Raw genomic sequence first — 15,390 nt, 5'->3', positions numbered from 1 at the left:
TCAGCCCGGTGCGGACCGGGCCCCGGGCGGCGTGCGGGTCGGGCGCACGGGGTCCGCAGGGTTTGGGAAGGCTGGTCCGGGACAGTCGCCAGGCATGAGCAGCCCGAGCGGCCATGGGGGTCCCCGGTGGCTGGCGCCCCTTGGGCGGGTACGCAGCGTGGTCCGCCGTACCCGGGCGGGGCGTCGCTGGGTGCGTGTGCGGGAACTGGCGCTGTGGCAGCGCTCGCTCGGGTTCGCCGCCCTCGGGTTCCTGACGCTGGTGCCGCTGCTGATCGTCGTCTCGGCGGCGGACACCGCCAACGGGCAGGGCTTCGCGCAGTGGCTCGGGGACTGGCTCGGTGTGTCGGCGCCCGCCCGGCTGGAGATCGAGGGGCTCTTCGCCCTGCCCGGCCAGGCCTGGCGGACAACGACGGCGTTCGGCCTGGCGCTGCTGGCCGTGTTCGGCCTGTCCTTCGGCACCGTTCTGCAGAGCGGCTACGAGAGCATCTGGGACCTGCCTCCGTCAGGCTGGTGGGCCAGGTGGCGGCACGCACTGTGGCTCGGCGTCCTGATCGGAGTGCTCTACCTGTCGGCGGTCTCCTCGCCCTGGCGTGATTCCCCCGTCCGCGGGTTCGTCACGGTCGCGATCGGCACCCTGTTCTTCTGGTGGTCCCAGCGCCTGCTGCTGGCCGGCCGGATTCCGTGGACGGCCCTGCTGCCCGGCGCAGTGGCCACGGTGCTCGGCCTGCTGGGCCTGCGGATCTTCTCCCGCCTTGTCTTCTCACCGCTGATCGCGTCCAGCGCCGTCACCTACGGTCCCTTCGGCGCGGTCCTCGTCGTCCAGTCCTGGCTCGTCGGCATCGGCGTGGTCGTGTTCGGGGGCGCGCTCGTCGGCAGGCTGCTCCACGATGAGCTGCTGCTCCAGAGGAGCGCCGCGGACCGGGATGGTTGAAACTTCCCTGTTCGGCCGGGCTACGGTGGCGGGCGGGGCCCGGTCCTGTTTGGCTTGGGACCACACCTCCCCTACCCGAGGACGAGCCATGAGCAACGACAGCGGGCCGAGCGAACGAGCCCGGGAGATGCGCGACAAGGCCCAGGAGCTTGAGCAGGCGGCCCAGCGGGCGACGGATCCCGCGGAGCGGCAGCGGCTGAGGGACAAGGCCCTGCGCATCCGTGAGAAGAGCGAGCAGCAGAACGGCCGGGGCAGCGGCACCATGGACCCCATGTAGGCAACGGGCCGGGCGGTGCGGGGACGCCGGCGTCAATGCGCGTCGTCGTCCTCAGTCGCCGTCCTCAGGGGTCACAGCCCGCTCCTGCCGCCGCCGCAGGTCCTCGGGCGTCTTGCCCCGCACCGGCTTGCTGGCCTCGGGATGTACCGGGTCCGGGCCGGGGTGCTCCTGCACCTGTTCCTCGCGCCCGATGCCGGGCGTTTGGCGCTTGTGTTCCATACCCTTCATGGCGGCTGCTCCTCACACGTTTCGTGGAACGGGTCTTCCTGCAGCCCGCATCCGGTTGACGCGTGCCCGCGGACACCCGGCACAAACCCCGAGGGACGGGGCTCCGACGCGCGCGGCACGCCGACCGGGGCCGGTGCCGGCCACCGGGCCTGCCTGTACGGCACCGCCCGCGACCCGACCGAGGGCATCTGGTCACTGGTGAGGCGCGACCTGGGCGACCTCGCCGCCGGGCAGGCCTCAGGTGATCGATGGCTGCTTCGCCGAAACGGGGCTGCGGTTCGGTGAAGCACCGCCGGCTGCGACGTCAGTCTTCAGCAGGGGAAGGTACTCGCAGGTAGCGATCAGTCGTGAGCCGTCGTACAACCTCACGGGAGCCTCCGGACTGAACAGGTTCCCGTACTCCTGCCAGAAGACGATCTCGATGTCGACGTCGTATGCGCGTTCCGGCTGGAAGGACTCGATGCCCTCTGCCGACCGGACGACGCACGAGGTCAGGACTTCGCCGAGCCGAAGAACCGGCCGAATCCCGCTCATTGCAGGCGTGGCCCTCCCCCCGGCAGAGCCGGAAGGAAGGTCACTCTGGCACGCACGGTGTGTGGGCCCACAGTGGCGTCAGCAATCACGTGCGCTCCCTGCGGTGCCACATAGGGAACATCCTGTTCACGCGGCTGAATGGGTACGACGCCATCCTGCACCCCCGCCGACCCCGTCTGCACCCTCACCCCATCGGCAGCGGGTTCTGCCGGGCGCACATCACCGACATCACGCAGTCACCGTCGTTACATGTGGCTGCGGCCGTAGTACTGGCCGAGCTGGTCGCGGTAGGCGGCATCACCGCGTTGCTTGTCCTTGTCGTACTCGGGGGAGTCCTTGATCTGTTCTTTGGTGAGGTTGACGTTGATCTTCTCCTCCTTCATGTCGATGCGGACGACGGTGCCGGCGGGGATCAGGACGTGCTTGCCGAAGATCCAGGGGCCGGTGTCGACGACGACGTAGGAGGCGTCGACGTCCTCGGTGTGCTCGTCGACCTTGCCGATGTGGCCGTCGCTGGCCTCGACCTTGAACCCGATCAGGCGCGTGCCGGGCTTGTAGCGCGACTCCGGGCTATAGCTCCACATGTCAGCGGTCACAGGTGACTCCTCGTCCTTCTGCTGTATGGCGCCGCGGGAGCGGCATGTCGGTGCGAAGAGGCGCGCCCAGGGGCGGGGCCGGGCTACGACACGGTCCCGCCCTGGACTGTTGCCGGGTCAGACGGGGGTGTCGGCGAGTTCCGTGAAGCCGGGCGCGCAGGCGGTGGCCAGGTTGGCGGGGGAGAAGGGGGAGCTGCTGGTGGAGGTGCAGGTGGCTTGGTGGAGGGTGCCGTTGCTGGCCAGGAGGGTGATGTAGAGGTGCCCGGGGTCTTCCTCGGTCACGGCGAGGGCGGTGTCGTAGACGCACTTCGGGGCGCCGGGGACCAGGGCGAGGTTGATCCAGACGCCGGGGTTGCGGCTGTCGTTGAGGAAGGCGTGGCCCTGCTCGTCGGTCGCGGAGCGGAACACCGTCTCGAACAGTCCGGATCCGGAGTAGTCGACCACCGCGGAGGCGACGTCACGGCTCGTGACGCACTTCCGGCCGCCCACCTGCCCCTGCTGCGCCCCGTCGACGACCGGCTTGGCCGGAGCCTGCTTGGCCGGCGTCTTCTTGGCGGGTGTTTTCTTGCCACTGGTGTGCTTGCCGGGTCCCTTGGGGTCCGGTCCGGAGTGGGCGACCGCGGACGGGGCCAGGAGCGCCCCTGCGAGCACCACCCCCGATACTGTCGCGACGCTTCGTGCTGCCCAGATGCGGGTCTTCATGCCGTTCCTCCAACGTCGGAGCGGGCCGGCCGCCGCAGGCGGACCTGCCTCCAGAGATGCCGCACCCACCCGCGTCCGGGCGTCGCCCTCCCGCGGAGAGTGCGTGAGGGGCCGGGACAGGTCGGATCCGGCGGCTGCCTCGCAGCCACGAACGAAGTTCGCACAGCTGCCCTGGTGTCGGTCGAGTGCCGATCCGAGCACTCACCCGGCTGAGGCCGATCGCGGGCCCGAATGGCGGCAGGGCGCCGGGCCCGGCGGACCGGCCGGGCCCTACGCACTCCTCCTTGCTTTTGGACGGGCGAAGCCCCGCCCCCACCCCCGGCCGGTGTCCCGGGCACGGCCCTGAGGTGTGTCTCAGCCAGTCCGATGACTTTGATGACACTGAGGCCCGTGGGACCGAGCGCGGTGGCGACCGCGTCAAAGGGGCCGGCGGTGTCGGGTGTACGGCGCTGGAGCCGAAGGCCTGTGGCATGGCGGCGTCGGCCGTCGGGCCGATCGTTGTACGAGCCGAACAGCAGCCTGCTCGCGCGCATGCTGACGGGGCGGCAGGCCAACCTGCGCAGGATGTGGACGAGGGCCACCCACGACGACGGTCCCGGCACCCGTCAAGGGCGCCGGGACCATCGTCACAGTGGGAAGGCGATCACATGGGGCCGCCACCGAAGGGGGCGCCGGTACCGTAGTACGTGCCGAGTTCCTCCCGGTACCCGGTGTCGCCGAGGTGCTTGTCGCGGTGGAACTCGGGGGCGTTCTTGATCTGTTCCCTGGTGCGGTCGACGAAGATCTTCTTGTCCTCGGGGTCGATCCTGACGACCGTACGGGCCGGCAGCAGGACCTCCTTGCCGAAGATCCACACACCGGTGTCGACCACCAGGTAGGCGTCACCCACCTCGTCGGAGTGCTTGTCGACCTTGCCGATGCTGCCATCTGCCGCCTCGACCTTGTACCCGGTCAGGTCCGTACCGGCCGGCAGGCCCGAGGTCGGCTGGTAATTCCACACATTGTCAGTCACGCGAAGACAACTCCTCCGGTCAACGGAGGTCGGCGGGGAAAGGACTGCCCGCCGGTCCTCCTTGTTCCGTGCGTCGTGCTCAGCGGGTGAACTGCGCCCCGCCTGGAACTCGTTTGCCCCGGCTTTCAGTCTTCACGCACCCGGATCGGACGTGGGACCGAGGCGGCCGTCGCTGGAGCTGGGCAAGCCCCTGCTGCGTCCACTGCGCGGCGTCCGGGAACTCGTGCAGGGTGCGCGCACGCAGGGTCTTCAAACCGGGTCTGCAGCCGCTCCTGCGGGGCGCGGACGTACGTCCCGGACCCTGGGGGTCTGGGGGTGACCGGGGCAGCCAGTGCCGCATCAGGCAACGTTCGCCTGTTGACGACATCACCCATGTACTTCTCCTGGGCGTGCCCGTTCAGCCAGTTGATGCGGCGGTGTAGAGGTGTTCGCCCCGGGCCTTCTTGGCGATCTTCGCCGCCACGGGCATGCCCTGCGCGGACAAGGACCAGCTGCGTGCGCCGCCACGTCACGACTGAGCCGGTGCCTCTGCGGATGATCCGCAGTGGTCGTCGACCCTCGTCGTCATCGATCTCCCGCACCCGTACCCGTTAGGCCATGTGCACAGCCTGGCAGTGACCAGAGCCGGGACGGCAGCTATGTGCATGTCACACAGTCCGGCGCTTCCTCAGCTCGGCGAGCCATGCACGCAGCTGCTCGTCGTCGTGCAGGTAGGCGCCGCTCTCGTCTGCGGGAAGGTCGATTCCGTGGAGGAGGTCCAGTGCCCACCAGGCGGTGTCGTCCCAGGCAAGCCCGTGGTCGCCCCCCACCGGATGCCGGTCTCGATCGCCGATGCGTCTACCCGAGTGCCATCCGGACATCCCGCGAGGGACGGACGCGCGGTGGGGGTATGTCGTTTCGCGCCAGGTGACCTCGGGATCCATGAGGAGATCAGCGATGTACGCGGTGGTTCGACGGTACGAACGGGTCAGCGATCCTGCCGAGGCGGGACGCCGAGTGGACGAGGGATTCGTGCCTCTCCTCCGCCAAGTACCCGGATTCGTGGCCTACTACTGGGTTGACGCAGGGGGTGGAGTGATGCTTTCCATGAGCGTCTTCGAAGACCAAGCCGGGGCCGAAGCATCGATCAAGAGGGCGGCTGACTTCGTGCGGGACAACCTCGCGTCACTGCTGCCCGAACCTCCTCAGGTCACGGCCGGCCAGGTTGTAGCGGCTGGGTAACGGCCTTCGGAGTGGTTTTGCATCCAGGTGTCCTCGACACCGGTGACCAGGCCGCTCAACCTCGAAACTCTGACCGACCTGCTGCCCTTCGCGACCGCCGCTCCTTTGCCGCCCACAGACCGAAGGGTCGTACCCGCCACTGACTGCGGCTCTGCCGCCAGCATCTGTCGGCCCGCGGGACATGGCGGGCAGCGTCGGGATCATGCCGTAGGCTTGCCGTACCGACGCGGGGTGGAGCAGCTCGGTAGCTCGCTGGGCTCATAACCCAGAGGTCGCAGGTTCAAATCCTGTCCCCGCTACCAACGCACCGGCCCCCTCGACCTGTCGAGGGGGCCGGCAGCATGTCTGGCTGGACTCGTCGGTTTGCGGACGGGCCGGCAGGATTGTTGCAGGGCTTCGTGAACGGTCTCCCCCGCAGTTGAAGTCCGTACCACCCTTTTCCCCCGCTGGTGATGCGCAACCATCCGCCGTTGTTCCAGTCGCGCAAGCCGCCGACGTACAGCGTGCAGAGCAGTGCGGCGGCGTTGGGCTGCCGCCGTCTTGCCGGTGGCGCCTGAGGGGGAGGTGGCAGCTTTCTTCCATCTCGGTCGCCATTGCCTGAAGTGGAAGGAATCCATCCCCGACTGACGAGGCTTATCGAACGCCCACTTGGCCGGCGGTTGCCGTTCCAGGTGATCCACTCTGCAAAGCTCCGACTCGTCTGCACCCTGAAGTCGGCGACCCCTTCGGTCGGCTCAGTGCGGAGGCGCTGGCGGTGCACTCGACCGGGCAGGCCGTACAGACTTCCGGCTCGGCCCCGCTCGCGCGGATGATCTGAGGAATGCGGTCCCTTGCCCCAGAGTTGCAGCGTGCTGGCCGCCAGCCGCAACCCCGCGGTTGCGCCGGCCCGGCGGGTTGCCCCACGACCCGGGGTCGTCGAGCAGTAGCCGGACCGTTTCGGCGGCTTCGAGCACATGCCGTACCAGGCCAGGCTTGCCATCCCGGCCCCGCCGGTTCAGGGTGTGTCGCCTTCCCAGCGGAAGGGGCCTCCCGGGTCGGCTTCGGAGGGGCTGTACAGGGCTCGGCCGCCGGGCCCGTACAGTCCGCGGTCGGTGATCAGGAGTACGCCCTCCGCCCACTCCCGCAGGGACAGGCTGGTCACGTCGAGGAGGTGACCGTCCAGGGGGCCACCCGCCAGCCTCACGTACACCCGGCCCGGGGCGGGCCGGACCACGTGGCCTTCGTCGCCGCAGTACACCCGGTCATCCGTCGTGCTCATCCCGCCGCCTGCCCTCTCCCGTCCCGGGTCCACTGCCCGAGCATGAATCCCTGTACTCCACTTCCGGTGGACGGCCGACAGGGGAACGCCAGACCACTTCGGGGTCATCATCGCGTACCCGGGCGGGTGGGTGTGTTCGGGCCGCGTACTGGCGGCGGTGGAGGGCCGGCCTGCCGCATGGGGGAGCGCGGACGTGCAGGCAGGTCGTGGGAGGGCCGACGCCCTTAATGTCCACGCATGAACGACAGCAACGGGCCCCGGGAAGGCATCTGACGGTCCAGTAGAGGTCCAGCGGCAGCCGGTGCGAGGGCAGGACATCAGAACACGGATCCTTGCAGTTCGGCCGATGCCTCGCACCTTCCCGCAGGCTGTGGTCCTGCCGGGGACGGTCCACCCGGCGTCCCCGAACCGCTTCGCTGGCAGCACTTCGGACTTGGGCGGCGGCGAGCTGTGCCCATTCGTCGGGGTAGCGGACCCGGTGTGGGGCGAGGGTCCCCGTGCTCATAGGGGTGAGGTGGTGCTCGGCCGAAGGCCCGGGGAACGGCTCAAATTTTGAGCGTGTTCAAATAGCGGCGCGTGGCGGCAGACCTGCCGTTCCGTCGTGGGAGAGAGGGCGTGTGGACATGGGGGGCCGAACCGTGAGGACGAGGGGGACGGGCGGAAGCGGGTTCGTCGCCGTGTTGGTCGCGTTCGTGGCGGTGTTCGTTTCGGGGTGTTGGAGTCCAGGCGCGGCCAACGTCGATCCGGACGCCCTGCCCGGGGTGTACCGCGACGGCGAGACGGGCGGGGAGATTCGGCTGCACGTCGGCGGCCGGTTTTCCGCCGTGGGCATCTCGAAGAGCGACGTCAGGGGGCGCGGGAGTGCCGCCCCCGTCGACTTCGGCGGCACCTGGAGTGCCACCCCCTCGAACTTCGTGTACCTGGAGCCCGACGAGGTCGGGGGCGGCCGGGACATGGGCGACATCCAGCTCTACACGGCGAGCCCGAGGAAGGTGTACCTGCATCCGGACGTGGACGGACCGGTGACTTTGGAGCTCGTCAGGGTCACCGGTCCCTGATCCCCGGCGAACGGGCGGCCGGCGGCGGGGCGCGGACCTCTCCCGGGGCCGGTCGACGGCTTCGGGAGAGGTGGTCGACCGAGGTGGGCAACTTGGCCGACCCGCGACTGTCCCATGTGGCCCGCTTGAGCGCCCGAGTTGAGCCCCCTCGGTGGGCTCGGGGACCCACACATCAACCCTTGCCGAGTGGGTGTTCGCAGCCTTCGTATGCTCTGGGCATGAAACTCTTTCGGTGGCGTGGCCGAGGTGAACCCGGTCAGACGACGAGAACCCCTTTGGCCCAGGCCACGGCCCTGTACCAGGCGGGGCGCTATGCCGAGGCCGAGGCCGAGGCGCGCTCCGTGGCTGCGGCCCGCTCCGGGCAGCGCGACGACACGTACGCGCCGCTGGCACTGGGCATCGCCGCACTCGCTGCGGGCGCTCAGGGCCGCCATGCCGATGCCGTCACCACGTACGATGCACTGCTGCCCGTCTTCGGAAGGATCTTCGGCGCCGAACAACCGCAGACCCTGAAACTGCGCTCGGACCGCGCCCAAGCGCTGAGCTCACTCGCCCGGTACGCCGAATGCGAGGCAGAGTGCGCGGCAGTCGCCCGGGTCGCAGCACGCGGCACAGGGCCGGACATGCCGCTCATAGCAACGGCTGCGCGCAATGGGCAGATCTACGCCCTTACGGCGCTGGGCCGCCACCCGGAGGCGGAGGCGCTGGCGCGCGAGGCCCTTGCCGCTCATCGCGTACCGGACCGCTTCACCTTGGTCTTGCGTCTCGCTCTGGTCCGCAGCCTCAACGGCCAGGACCGCCACGAGGAGGCTCTCGCCGAGGCGGAGCGCGCCGACGAGCTGCGCCGTCGTTTGCCCCAGGAGCAGCACCGCCCGGAAATCGGCGCCGTCGAGCTGGCCATGGCCACCGCCCTCCACGGCCTGGGGCGTGACGCCGAGGGCCGCCGGCTGGGTACGGCCGCCCAGGACGCCTGCCGGGCCGCCTTCGGCCCGGACCACCGCCGCACCGCCGAGGCCGAGGCGTTGCTCGCCCGCATCGACGGCGTTTGAGCTCGCCGTTCGCCCGGTTCGCCGTTCTGCCCGGACAGCCGGAGAGTTGTCACAGGTGGCGGCTATGTTGCAGCTCGTAACGTACGCGAGCGGGCAGCGGCCATGGTGGTCGAGGTGGGGTACGCGCAGGCGTGGGATCCGGAGACCCGCGTCCCCTGGCGGCCGATATCCGTGGAAGAGGCCCTGAGCGGGATGCAGGGGGCTTCCGTCCGTGGTGGTGTACCGGGCAGCGGGCAACCGATCGGTGAACTGTTCCGGCCCGGGGTGCGGGTGACGTACGGATACCACCCCGAGATGACAGAGGAGGCGCAGGCCCGACACACCTACCACTGTGAGTGGGAGGGGAGCGAGGTCACGCACACCGACACCACGGCCGTCCGCCTGCTCGTCAGCAAGGCCCCCGCCGTGACCTGGGAGATGGCACTCAGGCCCGACGGCGACTCCGGCTGTTCATCGAGAACCAGATCTCCGGTTTCAAGACCGACGGCGCCACCGGCTGCTTCGCCGATGCCGGACCCTGGGTACCCCTCCTCGCGCTCTTCGAGAAAGGACTGGTCCAGGGAGACCCTGGCCTGGACCCGGACGCCTACGAGGACATCAGCGACTCCATGTACCTGCTGCGAACCCGGGACCAGGCCTCCGGGACGGTGGGCGTGTCATCCCGAGAAGGTGATGTGCGGCACGGCGGATCAGGTATGACTCTCGCGAAGCCCAACTTCGCCCCGGAGGTTCCATGTCGAAAAGCGGCGCACCTCGCATCGACGTTCCGAGTGAGGCCCCGGCGCGGGCGTCGCTTGTTCTGGCGTCCCTGATCATCGTCGCCGCGGTGGCCAACCTGAACCTGTCGGTGGCCAACGTGGCGCTGCCGGCGATCGGGAAGGCCTTCGATTCCTCCCAGGCCACGCTGAACCTGATCGCCGTGGGGTACTCCCTCGGCCTGGCCGCGTCGGTGCTCTACCTGGGGGCGGTCGGCGACCGTCACGGGCGCAAGCTGCTGCTGCTCCTCGGCCTCGCCCTGTCCGTCCCCGCGTGCCTGCTCGCCGCGTACGCGCCGAGCGACACCGTCCTGGTGCTGGCCCGGATCCTCGGCGGGCTCTCGGCCGGGATGGCCTACCCGACCACCCTGGCGCTGATCACCGCCCTGTGGTCGGGGCCGGGGCGGACGAAGTCGATCGCGCTGTGGTCGGCCCTGGGCGGCGGCATCTCCTTGCTCGGACCGGTGATCGCCGGCGCGCTGCTCGAACGCTTCTACTGGGGATCGGTGTTCCTGGTCACCCTGCCCCTCGCCGCGGTCGCGCTGGTCATGGCCCTGCTGTTCGTTCCCGCGCACGCCAACGAGTCGACCGAACCGGTGGACAACCTCGGCGGCATCCTGTCCGTCCTCCTGATCGCAGGTCTGGTGCTGGCGATCAACTTCGCCGCCCTCCCCGGCCAGGGGCCACTGGTAGTAGGCCTCGTCGTGATCGCCCTGGCTGCCGGAGCGGCATTCTTCTGGCGTCAGCGCCGGGCTCCCAACCCGTTGTACGACCTCCACATCGCCGCCCGGCGCACGTTCTGGGTCGCCGCATGCGCGGGAATCATCGTGTACGGCTCCATGATGGGCTCGGCCTTCATCAGCCAGCAGTACCTGCAGAACGTGCTCGAATACAACCCCGTCGAAGCCGGCGCCGCCATCCTCCCCCTCGTCGTGATGATCGTGCTCGTGGCACCGCAGTCCGCGAAGCTGGTCGAGGCGCGCGGCGCCCGCACGACCCTGCTGCTCGGTTACGCGTTCCTCTTCCTCGCCTTCGCCTGGATGCTGCTGTTCTGGGGCGAGAACAGCCGCTACTGGCAGATCGGCCTCGCCTACGTGCTCATCGGCATCGGCGCCGGCTTCGCAGGGACGCCCGCATCCCACTCGCTGACCGGATCGGTGCCCGTGCGACGGGCCGGCATGGCCTCAGGCACCGCCGACCTGCAACGGGACCTCGGTGGGGCCGTCATGCAGTCCGTCATGGGCGTGCTCCTCACAGCCGGCTATGCGTCGGCATTCAGCGCGGCGATCGCCGCTTCCCCCGAAAGCGAGAAGGTGTCGGACCAGGTCCAGAGCGAGCTGACGAAGTCGTTCGCCTCCGCCGGGCAAGTCGCCCAGCAGCACCCCCAGTATGCCGACCAGATCGTCGCGGCAGCACGCCAGTCGTTCCTCCACGGCGACGACCGCGCGTACACCGTCGGCCTGGCCGCGATCGCCCTGGGCGCGCTGCTGATCTTCTTCATGTTCCCGCACCGCGACGCCGAGCGGGAACTCCTGCTGCGTTACTACACCGAGGACTCCGCCTCCGCCGCCACGGAGAGGCCGAGCGGACCGGGAGCCTGAGAGATCAGCCGGTCGCCGGGCCTCTCCTTGGGGAAGCCGGTCAAGCAACACGTTGGCTGGATATCCGGCCCAGGCCTGATATCAAAGGCAACATAGGGGTCATATCTCATATTCCAGACACACCTGCCGACGGAAGGCATGTCATGAAGCTCGCGGTCATCGGCGGTACCGGGCTGATCGGGTCGCAGGTCGTCACGGATCTGAACGCCGCCGGGCACGAGGCGGTGCCGCACTCGCAGTCCACCGGAATCGACGTCATCAGCGGCCAGGGCTTGGACGAGGCGGTGGCGGGGGCCGACGTCATCGTCAACCTGACGAACTCCCCGACCTTCGACGAAGCCTCCCTGGCCTTCTTCCAGACCTCGATGGACAACCTTCTGGCCGCAGGCCGGGAGGGCGGCGTCCGGCACTTCGTCATTCTCTCGATCGTCGGCGCGGACCAGGTGCCGGAGCTGGACTACTACCGGGCCAAGGTGCTCCAGGAGGACATCCTCACGGCCGGACCGATCCCCTACTCGATCGTCCGCGCGACGCAGTTCATGGAATTCATCGACGCCATCCTGTCCTGGACCGCCGACGGCGACACCGTGCGGCTGCCCGCCACGCCGATCCAGCCGATCGCCTCCAAGGACGTGGCCGCCGCGGTGGCGGCAGTCGCTGCCGGCACCCCGCTGGGAGGCATTCGCAACATCGCCGGACCGGAGGTCTTCTCCCTGGACGAGTTGGGCCGGCTCACCCTGTCCCACAAGTCCGACAGCCGCACCGTCGTCACCGACCCCGCCGCCGGAATGTTCGCCGTCGTCAAGGGTGACGTCCTCACAGACAAGGACGCCCACCTCGCCCCCACCCGCTATGCCGACTGGCTCGCCTGAACCGCTCGCGCCCTCCGCCTTCCAGGTCGGCCAGACGCCGGCGATCCAGACAGCCGACAGGCGCTCCCGGGACCGTCACCGGCCCGGGGGACTGGCTGGCAGGCGGCCGCTCCCGTGCGGCTGCTCCGTATCCGCACCTGTACCAGGCGTGGCCCAACGACGCGCCGCGCCAGCGGTCGTCGCCGGACCGGGCGGGCGACGATCACCGCCACCGGCGATGCCCGGTCTCAGGCTGCGGTCCCGCACGTGCAGCCGCCACGAGGCAACGGCGGACGGAGGTCTGCCCGTACGATCCGGCCGCATCGAAGGTGCGCCGGCCCCGGTCGTTGAGGGTGAGGGCCGTTCACCAGCGCACGGTCACGGCCCGTCGCTGCGAGGGAAGGTCTCGGCGCACAGGGCCATCGGCCAGGCCACCACCGACCACAGCCGGGGGCACCCTCGCGCCCACCGAAACGGGGCCTGACTCTCCGCATCCCAAGGGCCATTTGTTTCCCATGGCTCTGTCAAGCCGTACAGCCGGGGTGCGTCGCCACCTGCTGAGACTGCCTTTACTCTCAACACCCCTTCCATTCAACGGCGTTGGTAACCAACGTTGTCCACTCGGGTGCCTGTACGGCAGAGACGGCCGACCCTAGGCTTTTGACCGATCGCCAGCGCTCTTCATCACCACGACAGGGGGGACCGTGTCCGTATTTCGTCGCGTGCTCAGGCCAGTCGCCGTGGCTGCAGCCGTGCTAGCCCTTACCGCCGGGACCGCGGTCGCCGGCACCGCTCACGCTGCCGTCGGATCGGCTTCATGCGGCTGGATCAACATTGGCTCCCCCGGCAACTACACCCTTGGGGGGTCATACGCGGGCCAGGTCGAGCAGGAGTACAACACCTGCAACGGCCAGGTCATGGCTCACTGGCAGTGGTCGAGCGCGTATCGCAACGCCCACCGGAACGCCCATGTCGTGGTCATGGCCATGTCCTGGCAGAACTATCCGGCCATCACCGACCGCTCCGTCGACCAGAACGCGTTCGTCTCACAGGACGTCTTCTCCGGCGGAATCGACATTCACGCCGCCAAGCCTGACATGTGGTTCGCATACGCCGACGTCTACGACGAGAACGGTCGCACCTGTCGCTACGCTGCCGGTGGATCCGTTCACGACTATGCCACCGGAGGCAACGGCGCGCCGGACCCCAGCTCCTGCTGACCAGTCGCTGAGCTTGCGCTGCCGGGATTCCCTCGGCATGGGCCAGGAGCACGAAGCCAGTCCGAAGGCCCCGACTGGCGGGGGCCGCGCAGGGGTGACACCCAGGCCGTCCTCATGAGGAATGCGCGACACCTGTACGTGCGACGTCGGACGTCGCCAGTCCCGAGGCCCTGGTCAGATGGTGACCGGGCCGTGGGCGGTGGCGAACTCGACCGAGATCAGGCCCGGTTCCTCATCCTCGACCCAGGTGACGTCGATCTGGTCGAGTGGGTGGTCGGCCGGTTCGCCGAGGAAATCGGCGATGGAGGCGGCGTCGCCGGCGATGGAGACCCCGTGGATGGTGGTGGAGGTGCGCGGGTCGGCGCTGGGGCGCTCCTCGTTGGGGACCAACCATTGCAGGAAGTACGGCAGTTCCGGGTCCTCCAGTAGTTCCAGCAGGCCGATCTGCTTCCACCGCAGGTCGAACCCGTCAGGGCGGACACGGTGGCCCTCGGCCGAGGTGCGGCCGAGGCGGGTCTCGACCGGGGAGATGTCGTCGACGGAGACCACCCAACCGAGCCAGCCGCCGCCCTCGGCAGCGCGGCGCGCGACCGCCTGGCCGAAGGGCGCGCGGTCGGCGGCGGGGTGGTCGAGTGTGGTGACGACCTCGACGTACGTGCCGCCGCTCAGCGGGAGAATGAAATTGCGCGTGCCGAATCGCGGGTGCACGCCCCCGTCGACAAACCCGGCGCCGAGGGCCGATCCAATCCACTGGACGGTCGAGACGAAGCTGTCGCGGGCCACCGCGTAGGAAACGTGATCAAGTCGCACGTCGCCATCATCACCCGACAACCAGCACAAATCCTGACGCCACGCCTGCAGTCGCGCCCGCCGCCCCGGCCGCGTCCGTCACGGCCGTGGATCCCCAACCGGCCGGAGCCCCGGTCGTGGTCGCCGTTCTCCGTGATCACCTTGCGTTTGAAGAGGGCGCCGCTGTTTGCGCGAGGCTCGGGAGCAGCCCCGCTCGCTCCCGGTGTACGAGCTCCGCTTGATCGCCGCCGATCGGAATCCGTAGGACTGGGATGCTCACGCGGGGCGCAGACGGCAGCCCGGAAGGCCGAGAAGTTCACCAGCCCCGGCGGATGAGGCGCTGCGTTCCTACCGGTGAATCCGCTGACCTGGCGGAGTGAGCCCCGGCCCCGGGCTCCCTCGGCTGTGGCGTCCCGGACGGTATCACCGGGCAGTGATCAAGAACCTGATGTCGCGGGCTTTGCCCGCGCTCGTCCTCGCCGCCCTGCCCCTGCTCACCACCGCTCCCGCCTCCCACGCTGCCGCGCACCGACCGTCCGCGGGCCCTGTCTTCGTTCCCGCTGAGGTTGCCGCCCGGCGGGATCTGCCGGAAGCACCGCCGGCGTCGGTCGCCCGGACCGAGCTCGCCGCGCTCACCGTTGACGCCCCGCACTCGATGGCCGGGTATTCGCGGGCGAGGTTCCCGCACTGGGCCCAGCAGGGCCAGCAGTGCGACACCCGGGAAATCGTCCTGGCCCGGGATGGCCAGGACGTGGTCCGTGACGAGCAGTGCCGCGCGGTGTCCGGCGCCTGGTTCTCCCCGTACGACGACAGGACGCTCACCGCGGCTTCTCAGGTCGACATCGACCACATCGTGCCCCTCGCCAACGCATGGCGGTCGGGCGCGGACACATGGGACACCCCCACCCGCAAGGCGTTCGCGAACGACCTCGAAAACCCGCAGCTGATCGCGGTGTCCGCGGCGTCGAACCGGTCGAAGGGAGACCAGTCCCCGGACCAGTGGAGCCCCCCGTCGCGCGCCTACTGGTGCACGTACTCCCGGGCGTGGACCCACATCAAGCACGTGTACCGGCTGAACATCACCGCGGCCGAGCGTGACCAGCTGAACGTCATGCTCGACACCTGCGACTGAGGCCGGCCTGGTTGAGGCGTTGGCGCCCGCCGACAACGACTCGAACTTCGGTGGCGGTGCCAACGCCCGCCAGCAATTGCTCGAACGGCAACGTCATCGACGGTGGAGTCGCTGCGCAACAGGTAGCCGCCGGTCTCAGCGAAGGCGGGCCCGTCTCGTGCGACCTTGGCCGTCCT

At 69.4% G+C, this 15,390-nt stretch carries 16 protein-coding genes, 1 tRNA gene and 1 pseudogene; 9 read left to right on the top strand and 9 right to left on the bottom strand.

What is annotated here, in order from left to right; genetic code table 11:
• The first annotated feature begins 94 nt into the window (after positions 1 to 94).
• On the top strand, positions 95 to 931 hold the full coding sequence (locus SLAV_RS01975) for a YihY/virulence factor BrkB family protein (protein WP_030226642.1): 837 nt from the start codon (positions 95 to 97) through the stop codon (positions 929 to 931).
• Positions 932 to 1,019: 88 nt separating this feature from the next.
• The gene (locus SLAV_RS01970; protein WP_030226645.1) at positions 1,020 to 1,208 is read left to right on the top strand and encodes a DUF6381 family protein; all 189 of its coding nucleotides are present in this window, start codon (positions 1,020 to 1,022) and stop codon (positions 1,206 to 1,208) included.
• 51 nt (positions 1,209 to 1,259) lie between these two features.
• Here SLAV_RS01970 and SLAV_RS01965 read toward each other — a convergent pair whose 3' ends face one another.
• The 7 genes and pseudogenes from SLAV_RS01965 to SLAV_RS40785 form a co-directional block, all read right to left on the bottom strand.
• Positions 1,260 to 1,436 (bottom strand): hypothetical protein, encoded by a 177-nt coding sequence (locus SLAV_RS01965; protein ID WP_234333442.1) that lies wholly within the window; start codon positions 1,434 to 1,436, stop codon positions 1,260 to 1,262.
• 237 nt (positions 1,437 to 1,673) lie between these two features.
• Positions 1,674 to 1,970 carry a hypothetical protein gene (locus SLAV_RS01960; protein WP_030226647.1) on the bottom strand — a complete coding sequence of 99 codons (297 nt, stop codon included), beginning with the start codon at positions 1,968 to 1,970 and terminating at the stop codon, positions 1,674 to 1,676.
• A 245-nt stretch (positions 1,971 to 2,215) separates the two neighbouring features.
• On the bottom strand, positions 2,216 to 2,554 hold the full coding sequence (locus tag SLAV_RS01955) for a PRC-barrel domain-containing protein (protein WP_100661235.1): 339 nt from the start codon (positions 2,552 to 2,554) through the stop codon (positions 2,216 to 2,218).
• Between the two features lie 129 nt (positions 2,555 to 2,683).
• On the bottom strand, positions 2,684 to 3,268 hold the full coding sequence (locus SLAV_RS01950) for a hypothetical protein (protein ID WP_158740499.1): 585 nt from the start codon (positions 3,266 to 3,268) through the stop codon (positions 2,684 to 2,686).
• 643 nt (positions 3,269 to 3,911) lie between these two features.
• A complete protein-coding gene (locus SLAV_RS01940; RefSeq protein WP_030226654.1) occupies positions 3,912 to 4,280 on the bottom strand; it encodes a PRC-barrel domain-containing protein in 369 nt (122 codons plus the stop codon).
• A 442-nt stretch (positions 4,281 to 4,722) separates the two neighbouring features.
• Positions 4,723 to 4,861, bottom strand: a pseudogene (locus SLAV_RS43350) (IS630 family transposase); the annotation flags it as partial.
• A gap of 66 nt (positions 4,862 to 4,927) precedes the next feature.
• A complete protein-coding gene (locus SLAV_RS40785) occupies positions 4,928 to 5,089 on the bottom strand; it encodes a hypothetical protein (protein ID WP_158740501.1) in 162 nt (53 codons plus the stop codon).
• Between the two features lie 637 nt (positions 5,090 to 5,726).
• Between SLAV_RS40785 and SLAV_RS01925 the strand changes: the two genes are divergently transcribed.
• Positions 5,727 to 5,803 (top strand) — tRNA-Met (locus tag SLAV_RS01925).
• A gap of 692 nt (positions 5,804 to 6,495) precedes the next feature.
• On the opposite strand, the gene SLAV_RS01920 is transcribed toward SLAV_RS01925, so the two are convergent.
• Positions 6,496 to 6,759 (bottom strand): hypothetical protein, encoded by a 264-nt coding sequence (locus tag SLAV_RS01920; RefSeq protein ID WP_030226657.1) that lies wholly within the window; start codon positions 6,757 to 6,759, stop codon positions 6,496 to 6,498.
• A 617-nt stretch (positions 6,760 to 7,376) separates the two neighbouring features.
• Here SLAV_RS01920 and SLAV_RS01915 point away from each other — a divergent pair.
• From SLAV_RS01915 to SLAV_RS40780, 5 genes are all read left to right on the top strand, one after another.
• On the top strand, positions 7,377 to 7,817 hold the full coding sequence (locus SLAV_RS01915; protein WP_051840397.1) for a hypothetical protein: 441 nt from the start codon (positions 7,377 to 7,379) through the stop codon (positions 7,815 to 7,817).
• Between the two features lie 275 nt (positions 7,818 to 8,092).
• Entirely contained in the window at positions 8,093 to 8,866 is a 774-nt protein-coding gene (locus tag SLAV_RS01910) for a tetratricopeptide repeat-containing protein (protein WP_335341785.1), read from the top strand.
• A gap of 733 nt (positions 8,867 to 9,599) precedes the next feature.
• Positions 9,600 to 11,222 (top strand): MFS transporter, encoded by a 1,623-nt coding sequence (locus SLAV_RS01900; protein ID WP_030226663.1) that lies wholly within the window; start codon positions 9,600 to 9,602, stop codon positions 11,220 to 11,222.
• A 143-nt stretch (positions 11,223 to 11,365) separates the two neighbouring features.
• A complete protein-coding gene (locus SLAV_RS01895; protein ID WP_030226665.1) occupies positions 11,366 to 12,094 on the top strand; it encodes an SDR family oxidoreductase in 729 nt (242 codons plus the stop codon).
• 719 nt (positions 12,095 to 12,813) lie between these two features.
• Positions 12,814 to 13,293, top strand: a complete 480-nt coding sequence (locus tag SLAV_RS40780) for a hypothetical protein (protein ID WP_158740503.1) — start codon at positions 12,814 to 12,816, stop codon at positions 13,291 to 13,293.
• 174 nt (positions 13,294 to 13,467) lie between these two features.
• Here the strand turns inward: SLAV_RS40780 and SLAV_RS01885 are convergent, their stop codons facing one another.
• Positions 13,468 to 14,103: a VOC family protein gene (locus tag SLAV_RS01885; protein WP_030226668.1), complete on the bottom strand. Its 636-nt coding sequence runs from the start codon at positions 14,101 to 14,103 to the stop codon at positions 13,468 to 13,470.
• Between the two features lie 412 nt (positions 14,104 to 14,515).
• On the opposite strand from SLAV_RS01885, the gene SLAV_RS01880 reads away from it, so the two are divergent.
• Positions 14,516 to 15,214 (top strand): HNH endonuclease family protein, encoded by a 699-nt coding sequence (locus SLAV_RS01880; RefSeq protein WP_063760249.1) that lies wholly within the window; start codon positions 14,516 to 14,518, stop codon positions 15,212 to 15,214.
• Positions 15,215 to 15,390: the final 176 nt, after the last annotated feature.

The organism is Streptomyces lavendulae subsp. lavendulae, from assembly GCF_002803845.1.
Lineage (GTDB): Bacteria > Actinomycetota > Actinomycetes > Streptomycetales > Streptomycetaceae > Streptomyces > Streptomyces lavendulae.
This window is presented reverse-complemented; position numbering and strand designations above follow the sequence as displayed.

What these genes read in the sequence shown, in the direction of transcription:
- SLAV_RS01975 (WP_030226642.1), top strand. Translation starts at nt 95, where the DNA reads ATGAGCAGCCCGAGCGGCCATGGGGGTCCCCGGTGGCTGGCGCCCCTT.
- SLAV_RS01970 (WP_030226645.1), top strand. Translation starts at nt 1,020, where the DNA reads ATGAGCAACGACAGCGGGCCGAGCGAACGAGCCCGGGAGATGCGCGAC.
- SLAV_RS01965 (WP_234333442.1), bottom strand. Translation starts at nt 1,436, where the DNA reads ATGAAGGGTATGGAACACAAGCGCCAAACGCCCGGCATCGGGCGCGAG.
- SLAV_RS01960 (WP_030226647.1), bottom strand. Translation starts at nt 1,970, where the DNA reads ATGAGCGGGATTCGGCCGGTTCTTCGGCTCGGCGAAGTCCTGACCTCG.
- SLAV_RS01955 (WP_100661235.1), bottom strand. Translation starts at nt 2,554, where the DNA reads ATGTGGAGCTATAGCCCGGAGTCGCGCTACAAGCCCGGCACGCGCCTG.
- SLAV_RS01950 (WP_158740499.1), bottom strand. Translation starts at nt 3,268, where the DNA reads ATGAAGACCCGCATCTGGGCAGCACGAAGCGTCGCGACAGTATCGGGG.
- SLAV_RS01920 (WP_030226657.1), bottom strand. Translation starts at nt 6,759, where the DNA reads ATGAGCACGACGGATGACCGGGTGTACTGCGGCGACGAAGGCCACGTG.
- SLAV_RS01900 (WP_030226663.1), top strand. Translation starts at nt 9,600, where the DNA reads ATGTCGAAAAGCGGCGCACCTCGCATCGACGTTCCGAGTGAGGCCCCG.
- SLAV_RS01895 (WP_030226665.1), top strand. Translation starts at nt 11,366, where the DNA reads ATGAAGCTCGCGGTCATCGGCGGTACCGGGCTGATCGGGTCGCAGGTC.